This window comes from Pseudoalteromonas sp. FUC4 (assembly GCF_008370255.1).
In the GTDB taxonomy this organism is placed as follows: Bacteria; Pseudomonadota; Gammaproteobacteria; order Enterobacterales; family Alteromonadaceae; genus Pseudoalteromonas.
Genome location: NZ_SEUI01000004.1, coordinates 484655 through 508373, shown reverse-complemented (window position 1 = coordinate 508373; position 23719 = coordinate 484655). Strand labels below are relative to the sequence as shown.

At 39.4% G+C, this 23719-nt stretch carries 21 protein-coding genes; 4 read left to right on the top strand and 17 right to left on the bottom strand.

Going from position 1 to position 23719, the window contains the following annotated elements; genetic code table 11:
- Positions 1 to 69: 69 nt before the first annotated feature.
- From EU510_RS14545 to EU510_RS14480, 14 genes are all read right to left on the bottom strand, one after another.
- Entirely contained in the window at positions 70 to 3156 is a 3087-nt protein-coding gene (locus EU510_RS14545; RefSeq protein WP_149594076.1) for a ligand-binding sensor domain-containing diguanylate cyclase, read from the bottom strand.
- A gap of 37 nt (positions 3157 to 3193) precedes the next feature.
- Entirely contained in the window at positions 3194 to 3679 is a 486-nt protein-coding gene (locus tag EU510_RS14540) for a phosphatidylglycerophosphatase A (RefSeq protein ID WP_024596288.1), read from the bottom strand.
- The gene (thiL, locus tag EU510_RS14535; protein ID WP_149594075.1) at positions 3676 to 4650 is read right to left on the bottom strand and encodes a thiamine-phosphate kinase; all 975 of its coding nucleotides are present in this window, start codon (positions 4648 to 4650) and stop codon (positions 3676 to 3678) included. The genes EU510_RS14540 and thiL overlap by 4 nt, the downstream gene beginning before the upstream one ends.
- 46 nt (positions 4651 to 4696) lie before the next feature.
- Positions 4697 to 5107 carry a transcription antitermination factor NusB gene (gene nusB, locus EU510_RS14530; RefSeq protein WP_002961751.1) on the bottom strand — a complete coding sequence of 137 codons (411 nt, stop codon included), beginning with the start codon at positions 5105 to 5107 and terminating at the stop codon, positions 4697 to 4699.
- Between the two features lie 15 nt (positions 5108 to 5122).
- Entirely contained in the window at positions 5123 to 5587 is a 465-nt protein-coding gene (gene ribE, locus EU510_RS14525; RefSeq protein ID WP_002961753.1) for a 6,7-dimethyl-8-ribityllumazine synthase, read from the bottom strand.
- Between the two features lie 100 nt (positions 5588 to 5687).
- The gene (gene ribBA / locus EU510_RS14520) at positions 5688 to 6800 is read right to left on the bottom strand and encodes a bifunctional 3,4-dihydroxy-2-butanone-4-phosphate synthase/GTP cyclohydrolase II (RefSeq protein WP_149594074.1); all 1113 of its coding nucleotides are present in this window, start codon (positions 6798 to 6800) and stop codon (positions 5688 to 5690) included.
- 29 nt (positions 6801 to 6829) lie between these two features.
- Positions 6830 to 7483 carry a riboflavin synthase gene (locus tag EU510_RS14515; protein WP_002961757.1) on the bottom strand — a complete coding sequence of 218 codons (654 nt, stop codon included), beginning with the start codon at positions 7481 to 7483 and terminating at the stop codon, positions 6830 to 6832.
- 16 nt (positions 7484 to 7499) lie between these two features.
- Entirely contained in the window at positions 7500 to 8633 is a 1134-nt protein-coding gene (ribD, locus tag EU510_RS14510) for a bifunctional diaminohydroxyphosphoribosylaminopyrimidine deaminase/5-amino-6-(5-phosphoribosylamino)uracil reductase RibD (RefSeq protein WP_149594073.1), read from the bottom strand.
- Positions 8634 to 8635: 2 nt separating this feature from the next.
- Positions 8636 to 9085, bottom strand: coding sequence for a transcriptional regulator NrdR (gene nrdR / locus EU510_RS14505; protein ID WP_002961761.1), 450 nt, complete (start codon positions 9083 to 9085; stop codon positions 8636 to 8638).
- Between the two features lie 104 nt (positions 9086 to 9189).
- Complete coding sequence (glyA, locus tag EU510_RS14500; protein ID WP_149594072.1) at positions 9190 to 10446, bottom strand: serine hydroxymethyltransferase; 1257 nt, start codon at positions 10444 to 10446, stop codon at positions 9190 to 9192.
- A gap of 269 nt (positions 10447 to 10715) precedes the next feature.
- Complete coding sequence (thrC, locus tag EU510_RS14495; RefSeq protein ID WP_149594071.1) at positions 10716 to 11999, bottom strand: threonine synthase; 1284 nt, start codon at positions 11997 to 11999, stop codon at positions 10716 to 10718.
- A gap of 11 nt (positions 12000 to 12010) precedes the next feature.
- The gene (thrB, locus tag EU510_RS14490) at positions 12011 to 12946 is read right to left on the bottom strand and encodes a homoserine kinase (RefSeq protein ID WP_149594070.1); all 936 of its coding nucleotides are present in this window, start codon (positions 12944 to 12946) and stop codon (positions 12011 to 12013) included.
- Positions 12947 to 12955: 9 nt separating this feature from the next.
- Positions 12956 to 15373, bottom strand: coding sequence for a bifunctional aspartate kinase/homoserine dehydrogenase I (gene thrA / locus EU510_RS14485; RefSeq protein WP_149594069.1), 2418 nt, complete (start codon positions 15371 to 15373; stop codon positions 12956 to 12958).
- Positions 15374 to 15601: 228 nt separating this feature from the next.
- Positions 15602 to 15970 (bottom strand): response regulator, encoded by a 369-nt coding sequence (locus EU510_RS14480; RefSeq protein WP_149594068.1) that lies wholly within the window; start codon positions 15968 to 15970, stop codon positions 15602 to 15604.
- A 355-nt stretch (positions 15971 to 16325) separates the two neighbouring features.
- On the opposite strand from EU510_RS14480, the gene EU510_RS14475 reads away from it, so the two are divergent.
- Positions 16326 to 18095 (top strand): ATP-binding protein, encoded by a 1770-nt coding sequence (locus EU510_RS14475; protein ID WP_149594095.1) that lies wholly within the window; start codon positions 16326 to 16328, stop codon positions 18093 to 18095.
- 103 nt (positions 18096 to 18198) lie between these two features.
- Positions 18199 to 19116 carry a recombination-associated protein RdgC gene (rdgC, locus tag EU510_RS14470; protein ID WP_149594067.1) on the top strand — a complete coding sequence of 306 codons (918 nt, stop codon included), beginning with the start codon at positions 18199 to 18201 and terminating at the stop codon, positions 19114 to 19116.
- Positions 19117 to 19469: 353 nt separating this feature from the next.
- Here the strand turns inward: rdgC and EU510_RS14465 are convergent, their stop codons facing one another.
- A complete protein-coding gene (locus EU510_RS14465) occupies positions 19470 to 19706 on the bottom strand; it encodes a YgjV family protein (RefSeq protein ID WP_149594066.1) in 237 nt (78 codons plus the stop codon).
- 288 nt (positions 19707 to 19994) lie between these two features.
- Here EU510_RS14465 and EU510_RS14460 point away from each other — a divergent pair, with 288 nt between their 5' ends.
- On the top strand, positions 19995 to 20651 hold the full coding sequence (locus tag EU510_RS14460; protein WP_149594065.1) for a Crp/Fnr family transcriptional regulator: 657 nt from the start codon (positions 19995 to 19997) through the stop codon (positions 20649 to 20651).
- Between the two features lie 65 nt (positions 20652 to 20716).
- Here the strand turns inward: EU510_RS14460 and EU510_RS14455 are convergent, their stop codons facing one another.
- Together EU510_RS14455 and pepB are read right to left on the bottom strand one after the other, a co-directional pair.
- Positions 20717 to 21283 carry a phosphoribosyltransferase gene (locus tag EU510_RS14455; protein ID WP_002962666.1) on the bottom strand — a complete coding sequence of 189 codons (567 nt, stop codon included), beginning with the start codon at positions 21281 to 21283 and terminating at the stop codon, positions 20717 to 20719.
- Between the two features lie 183 nt (positions 21284 to 21466).
- The gene (gene pepB / locus EU510_RS14450) at positions 21467 to 22762 is read right to left on the bottom strand and encodes an aminopeptidase PepB (RefSeq protein ID WP_002962668.1); all 1296 of its coding nucleotides are present in this window, start codon (positions 22760 to 22762) and stop codon (positions 21467 to 21469) included.
- Positions 22763 to 22885: 123 nt separating this feature from the next.
- On the opposite strand from pepB, the gene sfsA reads away from it, so the two are divergent.
- Complete coding sequence (gene sfsA, locus EU510_RS14445; RefSeq protein ID WP_149594064.1) at positions 22886 to 23605, top strand: DNA/RNA nuclease SfsA; 720 nt, start codon at positions 22886 to 22888, stop codon at positions 23603 to 23605.
- Positions 23606 to 23719 lie beyond the last annotated feature (114 nt).

Sequence of the window (23719 nt, the reverse complement as noted above, 5' to 3'; positions counted from 1 at the left end):
CCTATACATCTAAAGTAGAGCACATTAAAAAAGGAGCCTAGGCTCCTTTTTTAATATCAATATTGCTGATCAGCGCATCCACACTTTAATATCAGCTAAGCCATTGCTTTGTAAAATACCTAATTGCTGATCAACATTAGAGTTTTGTTCAAATTCAAATGCATCTAGTTGTTCATCAAACGTAATATTTGCAACACCATCACCACCGCGCTTTTTAACTTGGTGCAATGAAATATCAGCTAAATTAATAGATGTTTCCCAGCTAATTACCTGCCCACCCAAAAGTGGTAATGGATAAAATGACCAACCTATTGAAGCAGTAATATTCGTAGTTTTTCCATTTGGTAATTGGAATAAATTAGTCGCAATCACTTTACAAAGATCTGAAGCATAGCTGTCTATTTTATTACATTTAAAATCGCGTAATAATAATAAAAACTCATCACCACTCCAACGTGCCACATAGTCAGAACCTTGTGTACGAGAGTTAAGTAATGCAGCCATTTGCTGTAAGCAGCTATCACCTGCAATTGGGCCATAGGCATCATTAATACGGCTAAAGTTATCAAAATTAATAATAACTAAAACAAGCGACTTACCCTGAGCCTGTAGGGATTGTGAATTACGTTGAAAGTGTTCAATATCTTTAGGGAGCTGATCAAACAAAAAGCGGCGGCTACGTAGCCCTGTTAGCTCATCTGAGTGACTCACTAATTTAAGCTGTGAATTCACTTGGCCTAATTTATCATTAGCTTGGCGAAGCTCTAAGGTACGCTCAGTGATTAAGCCCTCTAATGCTTCTTGTTTTCTACGCTCTTGTGCTCTAAACACCCAAAAAATGAGATAAAAAAGCAAAATAAAACCACTGGTAATTAAAAGCCTAAAGTAAATTGTTTCGTCAAAGCGCTCAGGCACTACAAAACCGTACTCTACATCTTGCGCTTTAGCCCAATCTTCACCTTGGCGCTTAGCTTCTAATTGAAACAAAAACGAGCCAGGAGGCAAGTTAGTATAAATAGCTTCACGTCGCGTATTTGCATAGCGCCAGTCACTATCTAAGCCACTTAGTTTATATCTAAATTCAATGCTGCTTGGTGCATAGTAATCAATAGCTGTGTAAGTTAGCGTTATATCACGCTCGTCTGTTTCTAATGATGGTTTTTTACCAAGCGCAGCGGTAGTTAAATGACGAAGTGGCGTTGTTATTGTCTCTATTGTTGGCTTTAATGCAAGCACACCAAATAGCTCTACATTTTTAGGTATTTCAACAACACCTTGTAAGCTTGGGTACCAAATAGAATTTCCGGTGTCTGCTACCGCATCATGCCCAAGTCCGCTACAACATTGATTCGCTTTACCATCAAGTTGACGGTCAAAAGATGAAATTACTTCTTCAACTTTTAAGCTTTTTATCTCTGTTTTAAATTGCTCTACGGGCATTCTGTAAACACCTTTCATAGTGCTTACCCAAACATGCTTTAACCTTTCATCATATTCTAAACTAAATATAGAACCATAAGGTAAACCATTAGCTGCATCGAGTTGACGCCACTGCCCTTGTGTACTTCTGTAAAAAAGCCCATCGTTAAGAGAGCCAATTAAAATACCTACGCCATTTATATGTAGCACGCTCGTTACGTATGCGCTTTCTAGTGTTGTTTGGTCGCCAATTTTTTCTATACCACGGTCTGTAAAGTAATACGCGCCTTTACTCGTACCAATTACACCAAAGTTTGTTTTATCCAACACGTAGGTAATAAACTTACTACCTAAAAATGCGTTATAAGCAAAAGGCGTTAAACCCGCATAATTTAATCTGTATAAACCACGTCCTGTACCAATCCAAAATCCACCTTTACTAGAGCGACTTATTGCAAATACCGGGTTATCACGAAGTGCTCGACCAGGGACGGTGTAAAGTGTCTTGTTTTCAAAAACAAATAAGCCGCGCCCTGTTGCTATATATAATCGCTCACCATCAAATTGTAGATCGTGTACTGACGCGTATCCATATTTACTACTTGGGACTAAATTAATAAAACTTTTATCTAAATCGAAATAACCAATGCCGCTTTTATTAGCAACCCACAGTTTACCATCGGGTGCTTGGCTAATAGCCATAACAGATTCGGTCATATTTGAAACTGCTGAATGCCTTTCGACTCGCCCTTCATGAGCAAGCCACAAGCCTTCACTAAAGCTTGCTAACCAAACATTATTTTTATCATCTCTAAAAATATCAGCAAACCATATACTTTGATCAAGTTGGCTAGGCTCTACCCATTGCCACTCACCAGTTTTATCTCTGAACAATAAGCGCCCATAGGTCGAAACCCATAAGCCACCATCCGTATCACTCATAAACTTATAAACGGCTGAGTTATTTGCATTAGGTAAAGGAAAAGGTCTTAGCTCGTCATCTAAATCTAAAAAGTATGCACCTAACTCAGAGGCTATGTACAAATTACCATTTAAAAATGATAAATCGTGCACTATGGTTTGCGCTAAGCGCTCTGGTAAAGATATTTTTGCAGTAAGCTCTAAACGTAGTTTAGAAAAATCTGATGAGTTTTTTGTAAGGCGTAATAAATGACGATCATTAACCAGCCAAATGCCTTCAGGAGAGAGTGCCATTTGGCTAACAGAGCCAACTATTTGTGTGATCACAGTAGCATTAACAATAGGTAGAGGACCATTTACTTCAGTGCGTAAATCAACTTGCCCTCTATCTACATAGTATAAGCCGTTGGCCGCAATCCATATGCTACCTTTAGAGTCCTCAAGAATATCCCTTACTGGACCTTTAATATTAAATTCTTGTGCTGCAAATGTGGCTGGGTTAATAACTACCAAGCCACTTTTAGTGCCTACCCATAACAAACCACTAGAATCGACTAAAAGCTTATTAACACCATTACTAGGCAAGAATGGGCTATTTTGTGTGTTGTAATTTGTAAATGTTGTACCATCAAAACGGCTTAAACCAAATTGCGTACCAAGCCACATATAGCCTTGCTGGTCTTGCACAACACTTTTAAGTGATTGCGACGGTAGGCCATCTTTTATATTCCATTGCTTAACTACGTAATCAGTAATTGAAGCCCAACTTGGCGTCGCGCACAACATAAGTACACAAACCAGTAAAAATCGCATCATATTGCTGCCACCTAGTTAAACAAATCAAATATAAAAATTAAAAGGGCAGTAAACCCACTTTTATTAACGCTTGTAAACATATAAGCGAAAAAATACCCGCAAGTATATCGTCGGCCATTATACCTAAACCGCCATGTACTCGTTTGTCTAGCATACGGATTGGGCCGGGTTTTGCTATATCAAAAAAGCGAAATAACAAAAAACCTACGAGTAATGTTTGCCAGCTAAGTGCTGCGCCAATCATAGTGATGTAATAACCCGCCACTTCATCCCATACAATAGCAGGATGATCGTGCACGCCTAGATCATCAGCCGTTTTACCACACGCCCATATACCAAATATACTGATCACAACGGCAAATACAATTTGCAGCCATAACGGATAATACATGGTCATAAAAATGAATGGCAAGGCAGCAAATGTACCAAATGTACCGGGCGCTTTAGGGGCTAACCCAGTACCAAAGCCCAGACCAAAAAACTGATGTGGGCGCTTTAAATTAAACTTGCGGTTATTGTTCAAACCAGCTCCTTTACAAAATGCTCAAAACCCTGCGGTTCAAAATCAAACTTTTCACCATTGTGTAAAAGCTCAATTTGGCCATCGCCACTTTTAACTTGGCCAATGCATGTCGCATCTACACCATACTGGCGTAACTTTATTTCTAACATACTTTTATTGCTATCAGGGACCGTAAAAATTAACTCGTAATCATCACCGTAACTGAGAATAAATGGCAGCTGTTGATTAAAATCAAGGCTTGCTTGCATCGCATCTGAAGTTGGAATACTTTCAATATTCACCACAGCACTTACTTGAGACATATCTAGTATATGGCTTAAATCAGCGATTAAGCCGTCCGACACATCGATAGCCGATGATGCTAGGCCCCGTAATACCTGCCCTGCAGCAACACGTGGGGTTGGAAAGTCAAAGCGTTTATTTACGTACTTTAAATGCTCTGGCTCAATACTTATACCTTGTTTGCGAGACTCAATTGCAAGTCCAGCGTCACCTAGCGGACCCGTAACATAAATCCAATCACCCACTTTTGCGCCACTACGACGAAGTGCAGTACCTTCGGGTACAGTCCCTTTCGCACAAATAGTGATGGTTAATGGGCCCTGAGTTGTATCGCCACCTATAATCTGCACATTAAAATATTCAGCAATTTCATGCATGCCATCAGTAAACTCTTCAATCCACTGTGGGTCAATACTTGGCAAAGTTAACGCAACTGAAACCCAAGTTGGCTCAGCGCCCATGGCCGCTAAATCACTTAAATTAACAGCAAGCGCTCTGTGACCTAATGCACGAGGGGAAATATCATCAAAAAAGTGTACGCCAGCAACAAGAGTGTCTGTTGTAACGGCAAGTTGGCAGTTTTGTGGAACGGTTACTAAAGCGCAATCATCCCCTATACCTAGGTTTACATCACGACGGGTGATACCGCGACCTTTAAAGTAGCGGTTAATTAATTCAAATTCCTTCATACACAAAAAAGCCGGCCTATGCCGGCTCCCCTCTTTAACGGTTTACTTACTTGCGTAAATGCTTAACAGCTTTATCAAGTACACCGTTTACAAATTTATGGCTGTCTTCAGCGCCAAAAATTTTGGCCAGCTCAATACCTTCGTTAATAGCAACTTTATAAGGTACGTCTTCACGGAACTTAAGCTCATAGCTGCTTAAACGTAAAATTGCACGCTCAACCATATCTAAGTCATCAAACGGACGTGTTAAATGTGGTGATACAGCTTCGTCTAGTTGCTTGTAATTTACAGCAACACCCGTCGCTAGATCTTTAAAGTATTCAACATCAATTTTAGTAACGTCTGTTTCGATCAACATTTGTTGTTCGATATCGGCAATTAAATTGCCACTTATTTGCCAAGAATAAACGGCTTGGAGTGCTAAGATACGTGCTTTACGTCTTGCTGCTGGTTTCACAAAAATTCCTTAAACTTAAATTTTATCTAACACATTAACCATTTCAAGCGCGCCTAAAGCAGCTTCGCCGCCTTTATTGCCCATTTTGGTGCCAGCACGCTCAATTGCTTGTTCAATGCTTTCTGTGGTTAATACGCCAAATGCAACCGGGATATCATACTCAAGTGATACTTGCGCAAGACCTTTGTTTGATTCGCCAGCAACTAGGTCAAAGTGTGGTGTACCACCTCTGATCACTACGCCTAATGCGATGATTGCATCATACTCTTTTTTTGCCGCAACGCGTTTAGCCGCTAAAGGTAATTCTACCGCGCCTGGCACATAAATAACGGTAATATCGTCATCTGATACGCCACCTGTGCGTTTTAGCTCATCAACAGCACCTGCAAGGAGGCTGCTACCAATAAAGTCATTAAAACGAGAAATGACAATGGCAAATTTTTTGCCTGGAGCGTACTTATTACCTTCAATAATTTTCATTTGATAACCCTAAAAATAAGTTCAAGCGGTTGCGATTGCGCAAAAATTGCTGCGCATCATACCATAAAAATAAAATAATAGCCTAGTTTAAGCGTGATGCTTATTGTGGCTCAACGTAATCAACAACTTCTAAATGAAAGCCCGAAAGTGCATGGTACTTTTTAGGGCGACTCATTAATCGCATTTGTTTAATTCCAAGATCGGCAAGTATTTGCGAACCTACGCCAACAGTACGAGATGTACCTTTGAATTTACGTGGCGTAACGCTTTCGCCTGCATCAGCTGCTGCAAATGCTTTCACAGTTGACTCTAACTCTTCAGTGCTTTCTTGCTTACCTAAAATAACTAAAGCACCTTCATTTTTAGCAATATAGGCCATTGCTTCAGAAAGACCCCAGCTACGGTCAGCACTTCTGTCTGAAAGTAGAATATCGTTAAAGGTACTTTGCAAATGTACACGTACATTTGTCGGCTCTTGATCTTTTATATCGCCTTTGAGCAATACGTAATGTAATTGGCCGTCAATTGTGTCTTTGTAAGTAACTAAATCAAATTCACCATGAACAGTTGGTAACTTACATTTTGCTACTTGCTCAATTGTTGTTTCGTTTAAGTTGCGGTATTCAATTAAATCAGCAATGGTGCCAATTTTAATATCGTGCTCTTTCGCAAAAACTTCTAAATCAGGGCGACGTGCCATAGTGCCATCAGCATTAAGTATTTCAACAATAACAGATGATGCTTCAAGTCCAGCTAAACGCGCTAAATCACAGCCAGCTTCAGTGTGTCCTGCGCGAGTTAATACGCCACCAGGTTGCGCCATAATAGGAAAAATATGTCCAGGCTGAACAATATCACTTGGGACTGCGCCTTTAGCTATAGCCGCTTGCACTGTACGTGCTCTGTCTGCTGCTGAAATACCGGTTGTAACACCTTTTGATGCTTCTATCGACATTGTAAAGTTAGTAGAAAATGCTGCACCATTGTTTTTAACCATTAACGGTAAATCAAGTTGCTCGCAACGCTCTTGCGTCATGGTTAAACAAATTAAACCACGGCCATGGGTAGCCATGAAATTAATCGCTTCTGCGCTAATATGCTCAGCTGCTATTATTAAATCGCCTTCATTTTCTCTATCTTCATCATCCATTAAAATAACCATTTTACCGGCTTTAATATCGTCGATGATTTCTTGCGCGCTGTGTAAATTCATAAATTTGCTCGTGTAAGTTGTCAGTTTCGTTATTTAATAAAACCCGCTTTAGCGAGTAAGCTCATCGAAATATCAGAGCCCGTTGGTTGCTCTGCCCCCTTTATAAGGCGCTCTAAATAACGTGCAATTTGATCGACCTCTAAATTAACTTGGGTACCTACTTTAAAATGAGCAATTGTGGTTTGCTCACTCGTGTGCGGGACAATTGTTAATTTGAATTTATTGCCCTCTACAGCGTTTACTGTCAGGCTTATACCATCAATACATACCGAACCTTTGTACGGAATGTATTTCATTAAATTTTCGTCAGTTGTAAGCCAATATTCTGTTGCTCTAGCGTTTGCTGTAATACTTGTAATCGTTGCAATGCCATCAACATGGCCAGATACTAAATGACCGCCTAAACGCGAAACAGGTTGCATGGCTTTTTCAAGATTCACCGTTTGTCCTAAAGCATAGTGAGCAAAACCGGTCAAACTAATCGTCTCATTAGATAAATCCGCACTAAAACCATCAATATGTTTATCAACTACAGTTAAACAAACACCATTGGTTGCAATGCTATCGCCTAACTTTACGTCTGTCATATCAAGATCAGCACTTTGGATACGAATGGCTAAGTCGCCTTGTTTTTTTTGTAATAAAGCAATTTTGCCTGTGGCTTCTATTATCCCAGTAAACATAGCACTACTCTTTTTATTAAGTGATTTTAATGAGTTTTGACGCGGTGATACGTAAATCGTCACCAATGCGCGCACATTCATTAAATGTTAAATCAACGGTGTTTTGCATACTCGTCAATTCAGGAAAGTTAACTAAACTTTTTGCATCATGGCCCATTAGTTTAGGCGCTAAATAAAAAACAAACTCATCAACTAAATTGAGCTCTGTCATTTTACCAGCAAGTGTTGCACCAGCTTCAAGCCAAACATTATTAAACTGCAGTTGCCCAAGTTTTTTTAAAACGGCTTGTAAATCAACTTTACCGTTACTTTCACTAACTTCAATATGCTTTACAAAATGCGGCCATTGCAATGATTTATCAACCTTAGTCGTAAATATTATTACATCACTTTGGATTTCAAATAAAGCAAGGTCAGGTGTTAAACGGTTTTGAGAGTCAATTATAACACGCACAGGCTGGCGAAGCGGTAAATCTGTAGGTAGTTTGCACGGTAACTCACTTAATCGCACATTAAGTTTAGCATCGTCTACTAGCACAGTATCGGCACCGGTTAAAATAGCACAGCTTTGCGCTCGGTATAATTGTACGTCTTGTCGAGCAGCGGGACTTGTGATCCACTTACTTTGCCCATTTTTAAGGGCTGTTTTACCATCTATGCTTGCTGCCATTTTACAGGTCACATAAGGTAAGCCTTGTTCCATTCGCTTAAAAAAGCCAACGTTAAGTGCTCGCGCTTGTGATTCGAGTAACCCATAAGCAACGTCAATACCGGCATCGCTCAATATTTTAAGGCCTTTGCCAGCAACTTGTGGGTTTGTATCAACCATAGCGGCAATTACTTTTACCACACCGGCAGCTTTTAAGCCTTCGGCGCACGGTGGCGTACGGCCATAATGACTACACGGTTCAAGCGTTACATAAGCCGTTGCACCTTGTGCATTTTTCCCAGCGATTGCCAGTGCATTTACTTCAGCATGGCCTTGACCTGCTAATTGATGAAAACCCTCACCAATTATTTGATTATTTTTAACTAATACACAGCCAACATTAGGATTAGGCGTTGTAGTAAATCGCCCTTTTTTGGCAAGTTCTATGGCGCGTGCCATATACATTTCATCATGTTCGGTAAAAGTAGTTTGGCTTTGCATTGTTACTCCCCTAAACGGGCAATTTCTTCGCCAAATTCGCGTATATCTTCAAACGAGCGATAAACAGAGGCAAATCTTACATACGCTACTTTATCGAGCTTTTTGAGGGCTTCCATAATGCATTCACCCACCAAATGGCTTGAAATTTCTCGCTCGCCTGTAGCACGCAACTGCGATTTTATTATATTCACCACTTCATCTACTTGCTCTGTGCTCACTGGACGTTTTTCGAGTGCGCGATTTAAGCCATTTAATAATTTATCTTCGTTAAATGGTTCGCGGCTGCCGTCTTGTTTAATAACACGAGGCATAACCAGTTCAGCGCCTTCAAATGTAGTAAAGCGCTCGTGGCAGTCGTTGCACTCACGGCGCCTGCGAACTTGGTGGCCTCCACCGACTAGGCGAGAATCAATAACTTTAGTATCTTTTGCGGTACAAAATGGGCAATGCATAGCTCGGTACTTCCGTTTTAAAACAAAAAAGACCGCTAAATAGCGGCCTTTTATCTTAGCAAAAAACTAAACAGTTGTGATCTAAATTACTACTGCTTATAAAATTAAGCGTATACAGGTAATTTTGCACAAATTGCTTTAACTTTTTCCTTAACTTGTGCCTGTACAGATTCATCAGTGATGTTATCTAGTACGTCACAAATCCAGCCAGCAAGCTCTTTTGATTCTTCTTCTTTAAAACCACGACGAGTAATTGCAGGAGAACCAATACGCAAACCAGATGTTACAAATGGTGAGCGTGGATCATTTGGCACTGAGTTTTTATTAACTGTGATGTTAGCGTTACCAAGGGCTGCGTCTGCATCTTTACCAGTAATATCTTTATCGATTAGATCGAGTAGGAATAAGTGGTTTTCAGTTTTATCAGATACGATTTTGTAGCCGCGCTCTTGCATAACAGCAACCATTGCTTGTGCATTTTTAACAACTTGTGTTTGGTATGTTTTAAACTCTGGTTGAAGCGCTTCTTTAAATGCCACTGCTTTTGCTGCAATAACATGACATAAAGGACCACCTTGGCCACCAGGGAATACAGCACTGTTAAGCTTTTTATAGATAGCTTCGTCGCCACATGCAGAGATAATTAAACCACCACGAGGACCAGCAAGTGTTTTATGCGTAGTTGTAGTTACAACATGTGCATGAGGAACTGGGCTTGGGTAAACGCCTGCCGCAATTAAACCTGCAACGTGAGCCATATCAACAAACAGGTAAGCACCTACTTTGTCAGCAATTTCACGGAATTTAGCCCAATCAACAATACCTGAGTACGCTGAGAAACCACCAATAATCATTTTTGGTTTGTGCTCAAGTGCTAGTGCTTCAACCTGTGCGTAATCAATTTCGCCCGTTGTTTCATCTAGTCCGTATTGAATTGCATTGTAAAGCTTACCAGAAAAGCTTACGTGTGATCCGTGAGTTAAGTGACCACCATGAGCTAAGCTCATACCAAGTACAGTGTCGCCTGCTTCTAATAGCGCTAGAAAAACAGCAGCATTAGCTTGCGAACCAGCATGTGGCTGTACGTTTGCGTAGTCAGAACCAAATAACTCGTTAGCACGGTCAATTGCTAATTGCTCAACAACATCAACATGCTCACAACCGCCATAATAACGTTTGCCAGGGTAACCTTCTGCGTATTTATTTGTAAGCTGTGAACCCTGCGCTTCTAGTACGCGTGGGCTACAGTAGTTTTCTGAAGCGATTAGTTCAATGTGCTCTTCTTGGCGAGCAGTTTCTTTGTTTATCGCGTCAAATAACTCTGGATCAAAATCCGAAATATTCATGCTACGTTCTAACATTGGGGTCTCCTAGGGCAACGTGTATGGTGTTTTTTAGAGGCTTTATTGTACGCTTTAAACGACTCTTTGCCTACGCTCTTAAGTTGAGGATATTTAAACAGGGATTGAAACTATTTCACAGACTTTTTAAGATGATATTTTCTTATAAAACCATAACGATTTTAAATGAATGCTATTTCCTACATTTAATTAGTAAATGCAACTCACTAGATTTAATAGCCTAAAGTTATAAAAAAAGGCGGCTTAACCGCCTTTTTGAATTAATTAACTTAGCCAAGTTTAGCAAGTATTTCTGTACGTAATGCGTCGTAATCGGCCTTTATATCGCTTGCTAGGCATGGTTTTGCTAGTGCGTCGCTAAGTGGTTTTGGCATACCTAATTCGATATTTAAAATACCCTCTACGCTTTCTTTAAACTTAGCAGGATGAGCCGTTGCTAAAAAGATACCCGCAGCCCCTGGCGCTCGATTTTCAACAAGACCTTGGTAAGCAATCGCAGTGTGAGGTTCTGCAACATAACCTGTTTGTTGAATTTTTTTCATCACCGATTGCGTGTCTTCCTCGTTTACGCTGGTTGAATAAAAGTTATCGTAGCTAAACCAGTTATTATCTAACATTGTTTGTACACGCGGCCAGTTGTTTGGCTTACTTACATCCATTGCATTTGAAAGCGACTCAAGTGTTGCGTTTGGCATCCACGTTTTATCAAGCATAAAGCGCGGCACAGTATCATTTTGATTGGTTGTTGCACTTAATTTACCGACAGGTAAACCAATAACCGCACCAATCATTGCAGCACATACATTACCAAAGTTGCCACTTGGCACTGATATATGCGCTGTTGCGCGTTTTTCTTTTGGTAGCTGTGCAATTGCTTCAAAGTAATAACAAACCTGAGCAACCAAACGGCTAATATTAATTGAATTAGCTGAGTTAAGTCCAAGTGTTGATTTAACTTCTTCATCTAAAAAGGCATTTTTAACCAACTCTTGGCAATCATCAAAACTGCCATCAACTGCGTAACAATGAATATTGTTACCTAATGTAGTAAATAGCTTTTGCTGAGCAAGTGAAATTTTGCCTTTAGGATATAAGATGACAACATCGATATTCGGCTTGTTATAAAAAGCATGTGCAACGGCTGCACCGGTATCGCCCGATGTTGCGGTTAAAATAGTTACTTTTTCATCTTTATTAAACTGCGCTAAACACTCTGCCATAAAGCGACCACCAAAGTCTTTAAACGCAAGCGTAGGACCATGAAACAACTCTAAGCAGTATGTATTCTCTTCAACTTCCACCAGCTTAACTGGAAAGTTAAATGCATTTTTAACCATTTGTGCCACAGTGTCGCTTGGTAGCTCATCGCCAATTAGGTGAGATAATATTTTGCCACTGCGTGTAACAAAGTCCATATCAAGCAATGTATCAACATCAGACAGTGGGACAAGGGATTCAGGGAAAAACACACCTTGATTACGACCTAAACCTGTTTTTACGGCTTCAACGAACGACACTTTTTGTGAGCTATCTTTTAAATTATGTAATTGCATGACTACCTATCCTATAAAACTGTTAATTGACGCGTGCCGTCGTTATCTAATTTACAAATGTGGCAAAAGCCTTGCTCGTTAATGTAATTTGCCTCTAACCACTGCGCGCATTGCTGTGCAGCTTCAAGTGTTTTACATACACTAAACAAGGTCGGTCCTGCGCCCGAAATACTCACTATTTCAGCGCCCAGCGCTGGTAAGCTTGCTTTGGCTTCACTAAAACCTTTAATAAGCGGGGCGCGGTAAGGTTCTGCTATTTCATCTTTCATTATGCTCAGCGCTTCGTCAAAACGATTAGTTAACAGTAAGCTACTAAATGCCGATAAACGCTGTGCAAACTCAACACTTGCATGCATGCTCAACTCTTTTGGTAAAACCGAGCGCGCTTTTGCAGTGTTGAGTGAAAAACCAGGGAACGCAGCAACGTAGTACCAATTTTCATCAACAGGCAGTGCAATCGATTTATCAGGGATTAAATCACCTGTTAATTGCAAACCACCTAAATAACATGGCGTGATGTTGTCGTAATGACGACCACCGCTCACTACTGCTTCAAAGTCAGCCATAAGCTCAATAAGCTCAACCTGACTTAAGTTAGTTTGTGCAAACTTATCAAGGGCAGCAAAGGTAGCCACGACCGAGCATGCACTAGAACCAAGTCCAGAACCAATTGGTAAATTCTTTTTAAGCTCGAGCTTTACGCTTGGCATATCAGGCGCAACATGCGCTCTAAAATGTACTAAACACTGGTATGCTAAGTTTTCATTCGCATCACTTGGTAACTTGTGAGCGTAGTCGCCAGTGCAAATAAATTCGTCACTTGGTGCTGCACTTACAACGGCTACATCACCTAATAAACTGCCATCAATTGGCGCAAGTGCTGCACCAAGGGCATCAAAACCTACTGCAAAATTACCAATAGAGGCCGGAGCATATACTTCAATCATAACGAGCTCCTAGCGCGATAATGTTTTTAAAACATCAGCAAATACACCCGCTGCTGTTACTTCAGAGCCTGCACCATAACCACGAATAACAAACGGACGTGGCTGGTAGTATTGGCTTAAAATAGCAAGCGCGTTTTCGCCATCGCGAATTACATTAAGCGCATGTTTTTCATCAACAGCCTCAATACCTACTTTACAGTGACCTTCTTTAATTGTACCTACATAACGAAGTACCTTACCTTCGCTCGCAGCGCTTTGAATGCGGTCATTAAAATCAGCATCTAGGCTTGGTAGTTTTGCCATAAACTCATCAACGCTATCACCTTGTGCAAAACCTTGTGGTAATACTGACTCAACTTCAATATCGCTTAGCTCCAACTTCATACCTGCTTCGCGAGCAATGATTAGTAACTTACGTGCTACATCGGTACCCGATAAATCATCACGAGGATCTGGTTCTGTAAAACCGCTTTCTTTGGCTTTAATAGTTGCCTCAGAAAGTGATAAACCATCTTGAAGTGCGCCAAACATATACGAAAGTGAGCCTGATAAAATACCGCTAAACTCTAGTAACTCATCACCGGCACCAAATAATGACTGTAAGTTGTCGATAACTGGTAAACCTGCACCAACGTTAGTTTCGTATAAAAATTTACGATTATTCTTTTGCGTAGCAGCTAGTAAATCTTGGTAATACGTGTATGAGCTTGTTGTCGCTTTTTTATTAGCTGCAACCACATGAAAACCTGCATTTAAAAAGTCTACATACTGCGCAGCAAGTGCATCTGAAGATGTACAATCTACTAATACCGGATTTACTAAGTGGTTTTGCTTAACAAATTGCTCTACTAACTTTAAATCAAATGCTTGCTCAGATGAGGCCAGTTTTTGCTGCCAATCACTAAAAGCGATGCCTTCGTTATCAAGGTGTAATTGACGAGAGTTAGCAACACCATACAAGTTAAGTTTAATATTACGCTTTTCAAGCCAAGCTTGCTGACGTTCAAGCTGATTAATAAGCTCTTGCCCTACTAAGCCACAACCTAGTAAAAACACATCAATTGACGGCACATGCGTGAAAAAGTTTTCATGGCATATTTTTACGGCGTCATTACATAACTCGCCATCAATTACCGCAGAAATAGCACTTTCTGTAGAATCCTGTGCAATTGCCACAATATTTACTTGCGCTTGTGCAAGCGATGCAAAAAACTTAGCCGCTAAACCACGGTGTGCGCGCATGTTGTCGCCCACTAAAGTAACAATGGCTAAATTTCGCTGTACTTGTACAGGCTCAATAAGCCCTGCTTGTAATTCAAGCTCAAATGCAGTTTGTAGCGCATCGAGTGCAAGTGCTAGGTCTGTTTCGTGCACACAAAAACTAATGCTAAATTCACATGATGATTGCGTGATCAATACAATTGATACGTTATCGTGAGCAAGCGCATTAAATACCTTAGACGCCATGCCTACTTTACCTTTCATGCCTGGGCCTGAAACAGTTAGCATTGCAAGGTCTTGTAGGCTCGAAAGCGCTTTTACTGGCTCATCTGATGAATAATCGTTACCAATTAATGAGCCTTGTGCGTCTGGGTTATGCGTATTTTTAATTTCGCATGACACGCCGGCTTTAGCACACGGTAAAATTGTTTTAGGGTGAAGTACTTTTGCACCAAAGTAAGAAAGCTCCATCGCTTCTTTATAAGATAAGAAATCTACTTTAGTCGCTTTTTTAATATAACGAGGATCAGCACTGTATACACCATCAACGTCTGTCCAAATTTGGCAAATCTCAGCTTCTAAACATGCTGCTGCAATTGCTGCTGAGTAGTCTGAGCCATTACGGCCAAGCGTTGTAAGCTCGCCCTTGTCATTTCTCGCAGTAAAACCAGGCATGATATAAATAGTTGCAGGATTTTCTTTAAGCACAGCTTGAAAGCGCGCTTTACTTGTTACTAAATCAGCCTCGGCGTCGATATAACCACCAGTTGAGGCGATACAGCTTGTTGCTTCTAAGTATTTTGCATCGTGCGAGTTCAATAAAGCCTGCATTAAAGAAACGCTAACGCGCTCTCCAAAGCTAATTACAAATGCGCGAACTTGATCAGGGCAACACTGTATAAGCGACACGCCATCTAGTTTATTTTTAAGTTCCCTTAGATCTGGCCAGCTTGTAACTACTACGCCACTTTTTTCAACGTCAGCTTTTAGGCCTTCACAGCGACTCGCTAATGCTTGCCATTGCTGCGAAAAATCTAAGCCTTGCTCTGCGGCACTTGCGAGTGCAACTAGCGAATCGGTCATTCCACCTGGAGCAGAAAGCACCAATAACATTTCATCTTTTAACTGTGCTTTAACTAACTGAGCTACCTGTTGTAAGCATGCATAATCGGCAAGTGAAGACCCACCAAATTTTAAAACTCGCATTGTTTATGTTCCTCATCCCATAAAACGAAAAAAGGCCTGTGTTCTAAGTGAACACAGGCCTTTAAATTTGTTGCACCGACCTATGCCACTATCCAGTAAGAATGATGGTTGTAATAATAATGGTCAGTACGCGATTAATTGTTTTCATATGTTAAGACTGCCTTAACAAAGGCTATGCTGTCAACCCTAAATTAAAAGATAAAACAGCCTTTTTTAACATGAAAAAACCTAACGAATGCCAAATTTATGCAATATTTCATTCAAGCTTGATTTGTTAATAGGTTTATCAATAAAATCAATTGCGCCAAGTTGGGCGACTCGTTGCTTCATTTTCTCCTGTATATCAGCAGAAATGACCAACACAAAGCACTCTATTTTTTCTGTTTTTATAGTCTCGAGCACTTGTATACCATCGACTTCAGGCATGGTGAGATCTAAGCATAGTAAATCAAAGTTTTGTGCTCGCAAAAGCGCTAAAGCCTGCGCCCCATTTGTAGCTTGTTGTATTTCTGCGTCTATACATTCATTTAAACACCGCACGACTTGTTTACGAGCAACAGCAGAATCATCACAGACTAATATCGAAAATTTCATCATGTTTACTACTACACAACCATCAAAGTTATTAAAAGACCATCTTTCTTTGCACTAAGGACACTTTAACACGCATCTAAATACTTAGCGCATTAATAATTCAATGCAATGATAAATATAGAATTAATTCATTTAAATATGATTAACGAAACTAAATTCTAATCAAACTTACAAAACTTAACGTCTAACGAATTTACTAATTCATAGCTGAGTTTAATTACATTAATACTACATACCTACTTAATTAGATTTATCTTATTAAATTTTAACTTTTTTATTTATTTTTAGAGGTTTATTGACTAACTTTTAAGTAACTACCGTAACGTTATAAAAATAATAATGGATGAACAAGTCACTTATGTTACAAAAGAGCCTTTCTAAGAAGTTACTAACTAGCGTTTTGTCCGTTTATTTTTTACTTACCTTTGTAGTGACTTGCGGACAAGTGCTTGCTGAATACGTTAATACTAAAGATTACATTCGCAATGAACTCAGTACCTTACAAAAAACATTTAGCCGCAGCTTAACGCGTGCTATTTGGGAACTTAATACCAAACAAACAATTACAACGGCAGAAGGTCTACTGGCCATCCCTATGATTGAAGGGATTATTGTTCGTGACGACAGTGGCGAAATTATTTCACAGTTAGGGCGATCACTTGATATACACAAGCTATACAATCAACAACTTGTTCAAGAAGAGGTTATTTTAGAAGATACTAAATCTGGTTTATTTGGTTACACTTTTCCACTTATTTTTGAATTTTCAGGACGCGCAACCCAAGTCGGTGACGTTACGCTATTTTCTAGTCGTGAAGTTGTATTCAGTCGCATTATGGTATCAATCTATTTTTTGATTGGTAATGCGATGATCAAAACAACATTTCTGATCATTTTATTTTTAATGGCATTTAGAAAACTTCTAACAGAGCCTTTAACTGAACTTACTGAACAACTAGAAAATTTAGAAATAGATGAGCTAGAAGGCCAGCACATAGAAATAGAAACAGAGGAGCATAACGAACTAAAAGTAATGGAGCAGTCGTTTAACAAACTAATAGATAAAGTGGTTCAGTATAGGAAAGAGCTTGAGCACACCCAAAAAGAACTCATTATTAGTAACGAAAAACTCGACCATCACAACATACAGCTTGAACAAGACGTAGCTCGTAAAACATCAAACTTAAGCCAAGCAATGATGGATTTACAACAGCAAAAGTACGAACTCGAAAAGCAAAAAATTGTACTCACGGAAGAAATTGATTTACGCCGAAGTACAGAGCAAGAGTTAATTACAAAACAAACTGAATCTCAGCGATATATAGAAGAGCTCAGCCTTGCACAGGAACGTTTGTTAGGCACAGAAAAAATGGCTGCGCTAGGCGGGCTCGTGGCAGGTATTACGCACGATATAAATACCCCCATTGGCATTGGTGTAACGGCAATATCGTTTTTGCAAGAGCGTTTAAATAAACTCGAAAATGCTTATAGTGAAAAAACACTTTCGCCAAAAGCACTAGAAGAATTTATTAACGAAGCGAAACAAAGCACAAGCTTACTAACGACTAACTTAGATAGAGCTTCAGAGCTTATTGCTAGCTTTAAACAAATAGCGGTCGATCAAGCCAGTGAAGCAGTAAGAACCATTAACTTTAAAGATTATACTAACGAAGTAATACGCTCACTGCACCCACAACTAAAAAAGACATCCCATTCTATAAAGTTAGAATGCCCTGATGATTTAGTTTTAAATTTACCCGCAGGTGCTATAAGCCAAATTTTTACTAATCTAATTATGAATTCACTCATTCATGGCTTTGAAGGTAAAAGCAACGGTGTTATGGATATTAAAATAAGCGCAGATGACACTAACTTAACTATTGATTACAAAGATGATGGTAACGGTGTTACCAACGAGCAATTAAAAAAATTATTTGACCCATTCTTTACGACTAAACGAGATGAAGGCGGTAGCGGATTAGGCACCCACATAATCCTTAATTTAGTTAAACAAACCCTTAGTGGTTCTATTGATGCAACGAGTGAATCAGGCAAAGGCTTGCGTTACTATATTCAATTTCCAAAGAACATGGCTAAGCCTCTACCTATTTTTGATAAATATGAATAAATAAAAGTACATGCGTTAAATTTATTAGTAACAAATCAGTCATTTCGAGATGCTGTTTTTATTGTTATGATTGGACAAATTTTTCAAATGGATCAATTCCCCTATGTGGTTTAGTAACCTTATTTGTTACCGCTTTAAGCAAGACGTTTCATACACTCAAGATGATTTTGATAAAGCATTAGAGCAAGATTTATTTCGCCCATGTACTGGTCAAGAGCTTGCAACATTTGGTTGGACAAAAGCGTTTGGAAAGCATGGCGAAACACTATCGCATTTTTCTCAAAAAAGTATTTTAGTTTGCGCTAAACGTGAAGAAAAAGTACTCCCAGCTTCTGTTATTAACGAACTAGTTGCTGAGAAAATTGATCAGATAGAAGCCGAAGAAAACCGCCCTGTTAAAAAGAAAGAAAAAGACGAATTAAAAGAAAACATTCTTCATACTCTTCTACCCCAGGCATTTAAAAAGTCGAGCTTACAATTTGCCTTTATTGACCAAGAAAACGGCTGGGTGGTTGTAAATAGTGGCAGTTTTAATAAAGCTGAAGAGCTACTGGCACTACTTCGTAAATCGTTAGGAACGCTCCCAGTTGTACCTGCGTTTGCTAACTACGACCTAGATGTATTCTTAACTGATTGGTTAACTAACTTTAGTACACCAGAAGGCTTTGCTATTGGCTCTGACGCTGAGCTTGAAGAAGCTGACGACAGCGGCGCACAAGTAAAACTAAAAGGCCATGATCTGGCATGTGATGAAGTTAAATCGCACTTAGAAAGTGGTAAACGCGTAACTAAACTGGCACTTGATTGGCAAGAACGCCTTAAGTTTATGCTGCAAAACGATGGCTCTATCAAGCGTTTAAGCTACTCTGAAACTCTAAAAGAAGAGAACGCAGATATTCCTAAAGAAGATATGGCTTTAAAACTTGATGCTGACTTTATTTTAGCTTCTGAGGAAATAAAGCAATTACTTGAAGAACTAACTGCTGGCTTAGGTGACGTTGAAGATTTAGAAAAAGCGTAAATACCACAACCTATATAAATATTTAAACGCTTTAAAGCATTAAATAGAGCCATATATAAGCAGGTTGGTATAACAGATAAAAATCCGATAGCAGTTTACTGCTATCGGATTTTTTAATGGAATTTTAGAAGTACTTATTTATATATTTGTTATCCGCTAACAGAATTTAGCTAACGTTCGGCGTATTAAAACCTAAGGGAATCATCTTTCAGTAAGAGGTTACAGCATGGTTCAAAGGTAAGTTATGTAGAGTGATATGAGATTATCTGTACTCACTTCAAGCCGGACTGCACAAAAACTGAAGTTTTGATTTTAATTAAAATCATTAACTTATTTTGTGCAGATAGCTCATTTTAGCTTTTAACGTCTTCAGCTTTAGGTTGGCGATATATTTTTATAATGTGGTATAAATTTACAAGCGACAATAAGCCGTTGGTAAAAATAACAGGTACTGCGCCAATGGCAACACCGTATGCAGTAAATACAATACAACCAAACATGTTGTACCAACGCAGTTTTACTACATCTGTCATTGTTAACGATGCAACCAATAAAGCTGATGCAATATAACCTAAATATTCCCAACTCAATTGTTCTCTCCTAGCCTTTAGGTTAGCATTACATGTACTGCTAACTTATGGCACCTATAAGTATTGCAAAGTTACAACAAAATAAAAAAGCTAACTTGCTTAAAAAACCTGAAAAATGTTGCCGGAAAATACCAGCAAATTCTTAAATCATTACACGGGAAATGAAGGTAAAATAATACTATTAGCAAGGCTAATAATATTAGTAGCAAGTTAGCGTAAATTCTTAGTGTCTTAATGCTAACGTCATTAAGATGTAATAAATAGGACAAATGTCCGAAGAGCACATTGATGTTTCAATACCATTTTTCTAGTTACCTTGTTGAGCAGCTTTTAACCTTTGCCGGTAGTAGCTATCAACAATCAAAAAAAGAAGTTCTGATCCATCAAGATCAGCCTTTAAGCAAGCTTGTGCTTGTACGCAGTGGCACTGTGTCGTTTAGTTACGACGTAGGTAATGGACGACGCCTGCTGTTAGGACAATTGGATTGTAACAACACCCTTATTGGTGAAATAGAAGCGCTAAATAATAATCCGTGTATTTATACGGTAACTTGCTTTAGCGATGTAACTTATAACCTTATTGAATTAAGGCATTGGCGTGCTCTGCTGCTTGAAAAACCAGAACTGAGTTTATACACCGCACAAACTATTGCGGCTAAATTTCAGGAAAACCAAAAAATCAATTTAGATAAGTTATTACTGCCGCTAAGTTACAATATAGCTAAAGATTGCTTGTTAAGAGCCGAGAACAATAACCCTACGCTACTTAGAGCCTATCCAACTGTAAATGCTGAAGCCGAACGCTTTGCTACCACTGAGCGAGCTTACAGACGTGTTGTTACAGAACTTGTCGAAAAAGGATTAGTACTTAGAAGTAACGATGGCTTACGAGCAGTCGATATTCCAAAGCTAAGTGAATACGTAGATAGCTTTGCTCAGCTTTAAGTTATTTAAAATTTACCCATAAAAAAAGGCCTTAACGGCCTTTTTTTATTTATACAAATTACTGATTACTTCTCTAGCAAAATGTCATGAATTTTCACAAGATCAGATTTACCTGCAATAATTTCATCCGGTGTTAAACCCGATAGTTCATGCGGGAACACTAACCACTCTTCAGACTCATGAATATAATAATCTGGAACAGTGTCTACTTTTGAGTTTTTTGGCTTGTAGTACGGGCATGCAATACGAATATCACGTGGCAAGTTTAAGCGCATAAGCTCTGAAAGCTTTTCTTTTAATGCAACAATACTACGTCCAGAGTCAAATACATCATCAACAATTAATAATGAGTCGCCTGCATTTGCGTTTTCAACAATGTAATGCAAGCCGTGGACTTTAATTTCTTTAGATTGTTTACCAATACCGTAATAAGACGATGTACGTACTGCAATGTGGTCAGTCTCAATGCCTTTGTAATCGTAATATTCTTGAACAGCAATACCGATCGGTGCACCACCTCGCCAAATACCAATAATAAAATCAGGACGAAAGCCATCTTGGTATACTTGTGCCGCTACGCGGAACGAATCTTCAAGCAGCTGTTGAGCTGTGATGTAGCACTTATCTGACATAATTAGAAACCCCAGTGGTGGATATAAGATTTGAGCGCAGCTTAGAGTTAAGCAAAAATTAAACTCAAAAAGGTATTGGCGACAGATTTTACCGCAAATGAAATAAAATTGCTTGCCTGTAAATTAAAAAATAGGCACCCAAGGGCGCCTCTTTTTAGTGTAAAAAGCGTAATTTAGTAAATATTATGCTTTTTCTTGTAGGGTGCGAGCAACCGTACGCATACCTTGAGTTGTTGCGCCCGCTGCCCACTGGCTTGTACTGCCCATGTTAAAAGCAGCCGCTAAATCTATGTGTACCCAGCCTTTGCCATCGTTTGGCACAAAGCGTGATAAAAAGCCTGCCGCATTCGATGCACCGCCGTAACCGCCACCCTTTTGTGCACGGCTATTTGCCGTATCAGCATAAGGAGATGGGCAGTTTTGCTGATGCCATTTTTCAAGAGGCAGTGGCCAAGCAGCTTCCATTTCTTGAGATGCAAAACTTTCAACTTCACGTGCAAGTTCTTTATCAAGAGCAAATAGTGCATTGTACTCTTGGCCAACAGCAACAAGCGCTGCGCCAGTCAGTGTTGCTGCATCAATAATAAGTGGAGCGCCAGTCTCTCCTGCTGCCATTAAGCCATCAGCAAGTACTAAGCGACCTTCAGCATCCGTGTTTACAATTTCAACTGTTGTGCCATTTTTATAAGTAAGAATGTCACCTAATTTGTATGCATGACCTGAAATTAAGTTCTCAGCACAACATAAAAACAGCTTAATACGTTTTTCAATACCACGGTTAATAGCCAATGCTAAACCTGCTGTTACTGTTGCAGCGCCGCCCATGTCGCACTTCATACCAAGCATACCTTCGCTTGATTTAATTGAGTAACCACCTGAGTCAAACGTAATACCTTTACCTACAAGCGCAGCACTTACTGGTGCATTTTCGTCGCCTGTTGGGTTGTAATCAAGCTCAAGCAATACTGGTGGGCGAACACTACCGCGACCAACTGCATGAATACCAATCCACTGTTGCTCTAGCAACGCATCACCTTTAATGATTTGGTAACTTACATGTTCAGGCGCTAATGATTGAATAAACTCAGCTGCTTTTTCAGCTAGGCTTTCTGGGTAAATGTCATCGGCAGTGCCGTTAACCATTTCACGTGCCCAAATTGCTGACGTTTTTAAGTGAGCAAGTTCTTTAATATCTGATTGTGCGTTATCAACAAACTCAACACCATTTAACGATTTTGGTGTTACAAAGCCTTGATAAAAAGCCCACTGGCTTTCTGTACACCAAGTATCACCTGCTAATTCAACATTTTTAACGCCTTGGCTTGCGATAGTACGGCCTGCTTTTTGAACATTTTTTAATGTGTCTTGCTCAGATAAATGAACAGTTGCACCACGCTCGTTAAAAGACAATGACGCATTATCGCCCCAATGACTCGCTGCTGCTTGTTCACTTAGTTGAACAACAAATTTTTCACTCATGTTAGAATTCCCTTGCACTTAAATGTGCCACCGAGTTTACTATAGAGCGCTTAAGTTCCCAACAGCTTGAGGTAAATAACATAAATCACACTGCTGAGCAGTGTTTACGCTTTGGAAGTTATTATGAAGTACACGCCAGCGCTGCAACCGGCCATATTATTAAAGCGCTATAAACGCTTTTTAGCTGATTTACAATTAAGTGATGGCAGCGAATTTACCGCCCACTGTGCAAATACAGGTAAAATGACGGGATGCGCTGAGCCAGGCTTTACTGCTTTTTATTCAACGAGCGATAACGCAAAAAGAAAATACCCGCATTCATTAGAGCTTACGCAAAATAACTTATCGCAGCTTATTTGTGTAAATACAGCGGTGGCTAATAAAGTAGTAGAAGAGGCAATAAACAATAATGTGATAAGTGAGCTACTTAACTACAGTCAATTGCAAAGCGAAGTTAAGTACGGCAGCGAAAACAGTCGTATCGACTTTTTACTCACAAACGAAAATAAGCCCGATTGCTATGTAGAAGTTAAATCAGTCACATTATTAAGCGAAGATGCACCACAAAGCGGGCAAGGCTACTTTCCTGATGCGCAAACACTGCGCGGGCAAAAACATATTCGCGAACTAATAGAAATGATCGAACAAGGCCACCGAGCAGTATTACTGTTCGCCGTTTTACATGAAGGAATAAATACCGTAAGTGCAGCTGCGCATATTGATAAAAAATACGCCACGTTATTAAGCCAAGCAATAATAGCCGGTGTTGAAGTATTAGCATACAAAGCCAAAATTTCAGCTAATGGAATCTTACTTCATAAAAGAATAGCATTTATAGAATAGTGTAATAAACCAAGGGATTGAACTAAGCGTAATTTACAAAGTACTCTAATTAAAGAAAGTGGTAAAAAGTGAATTATAAAAATTAACTTGTTTTTAAAGCTTTTGCCCATATAA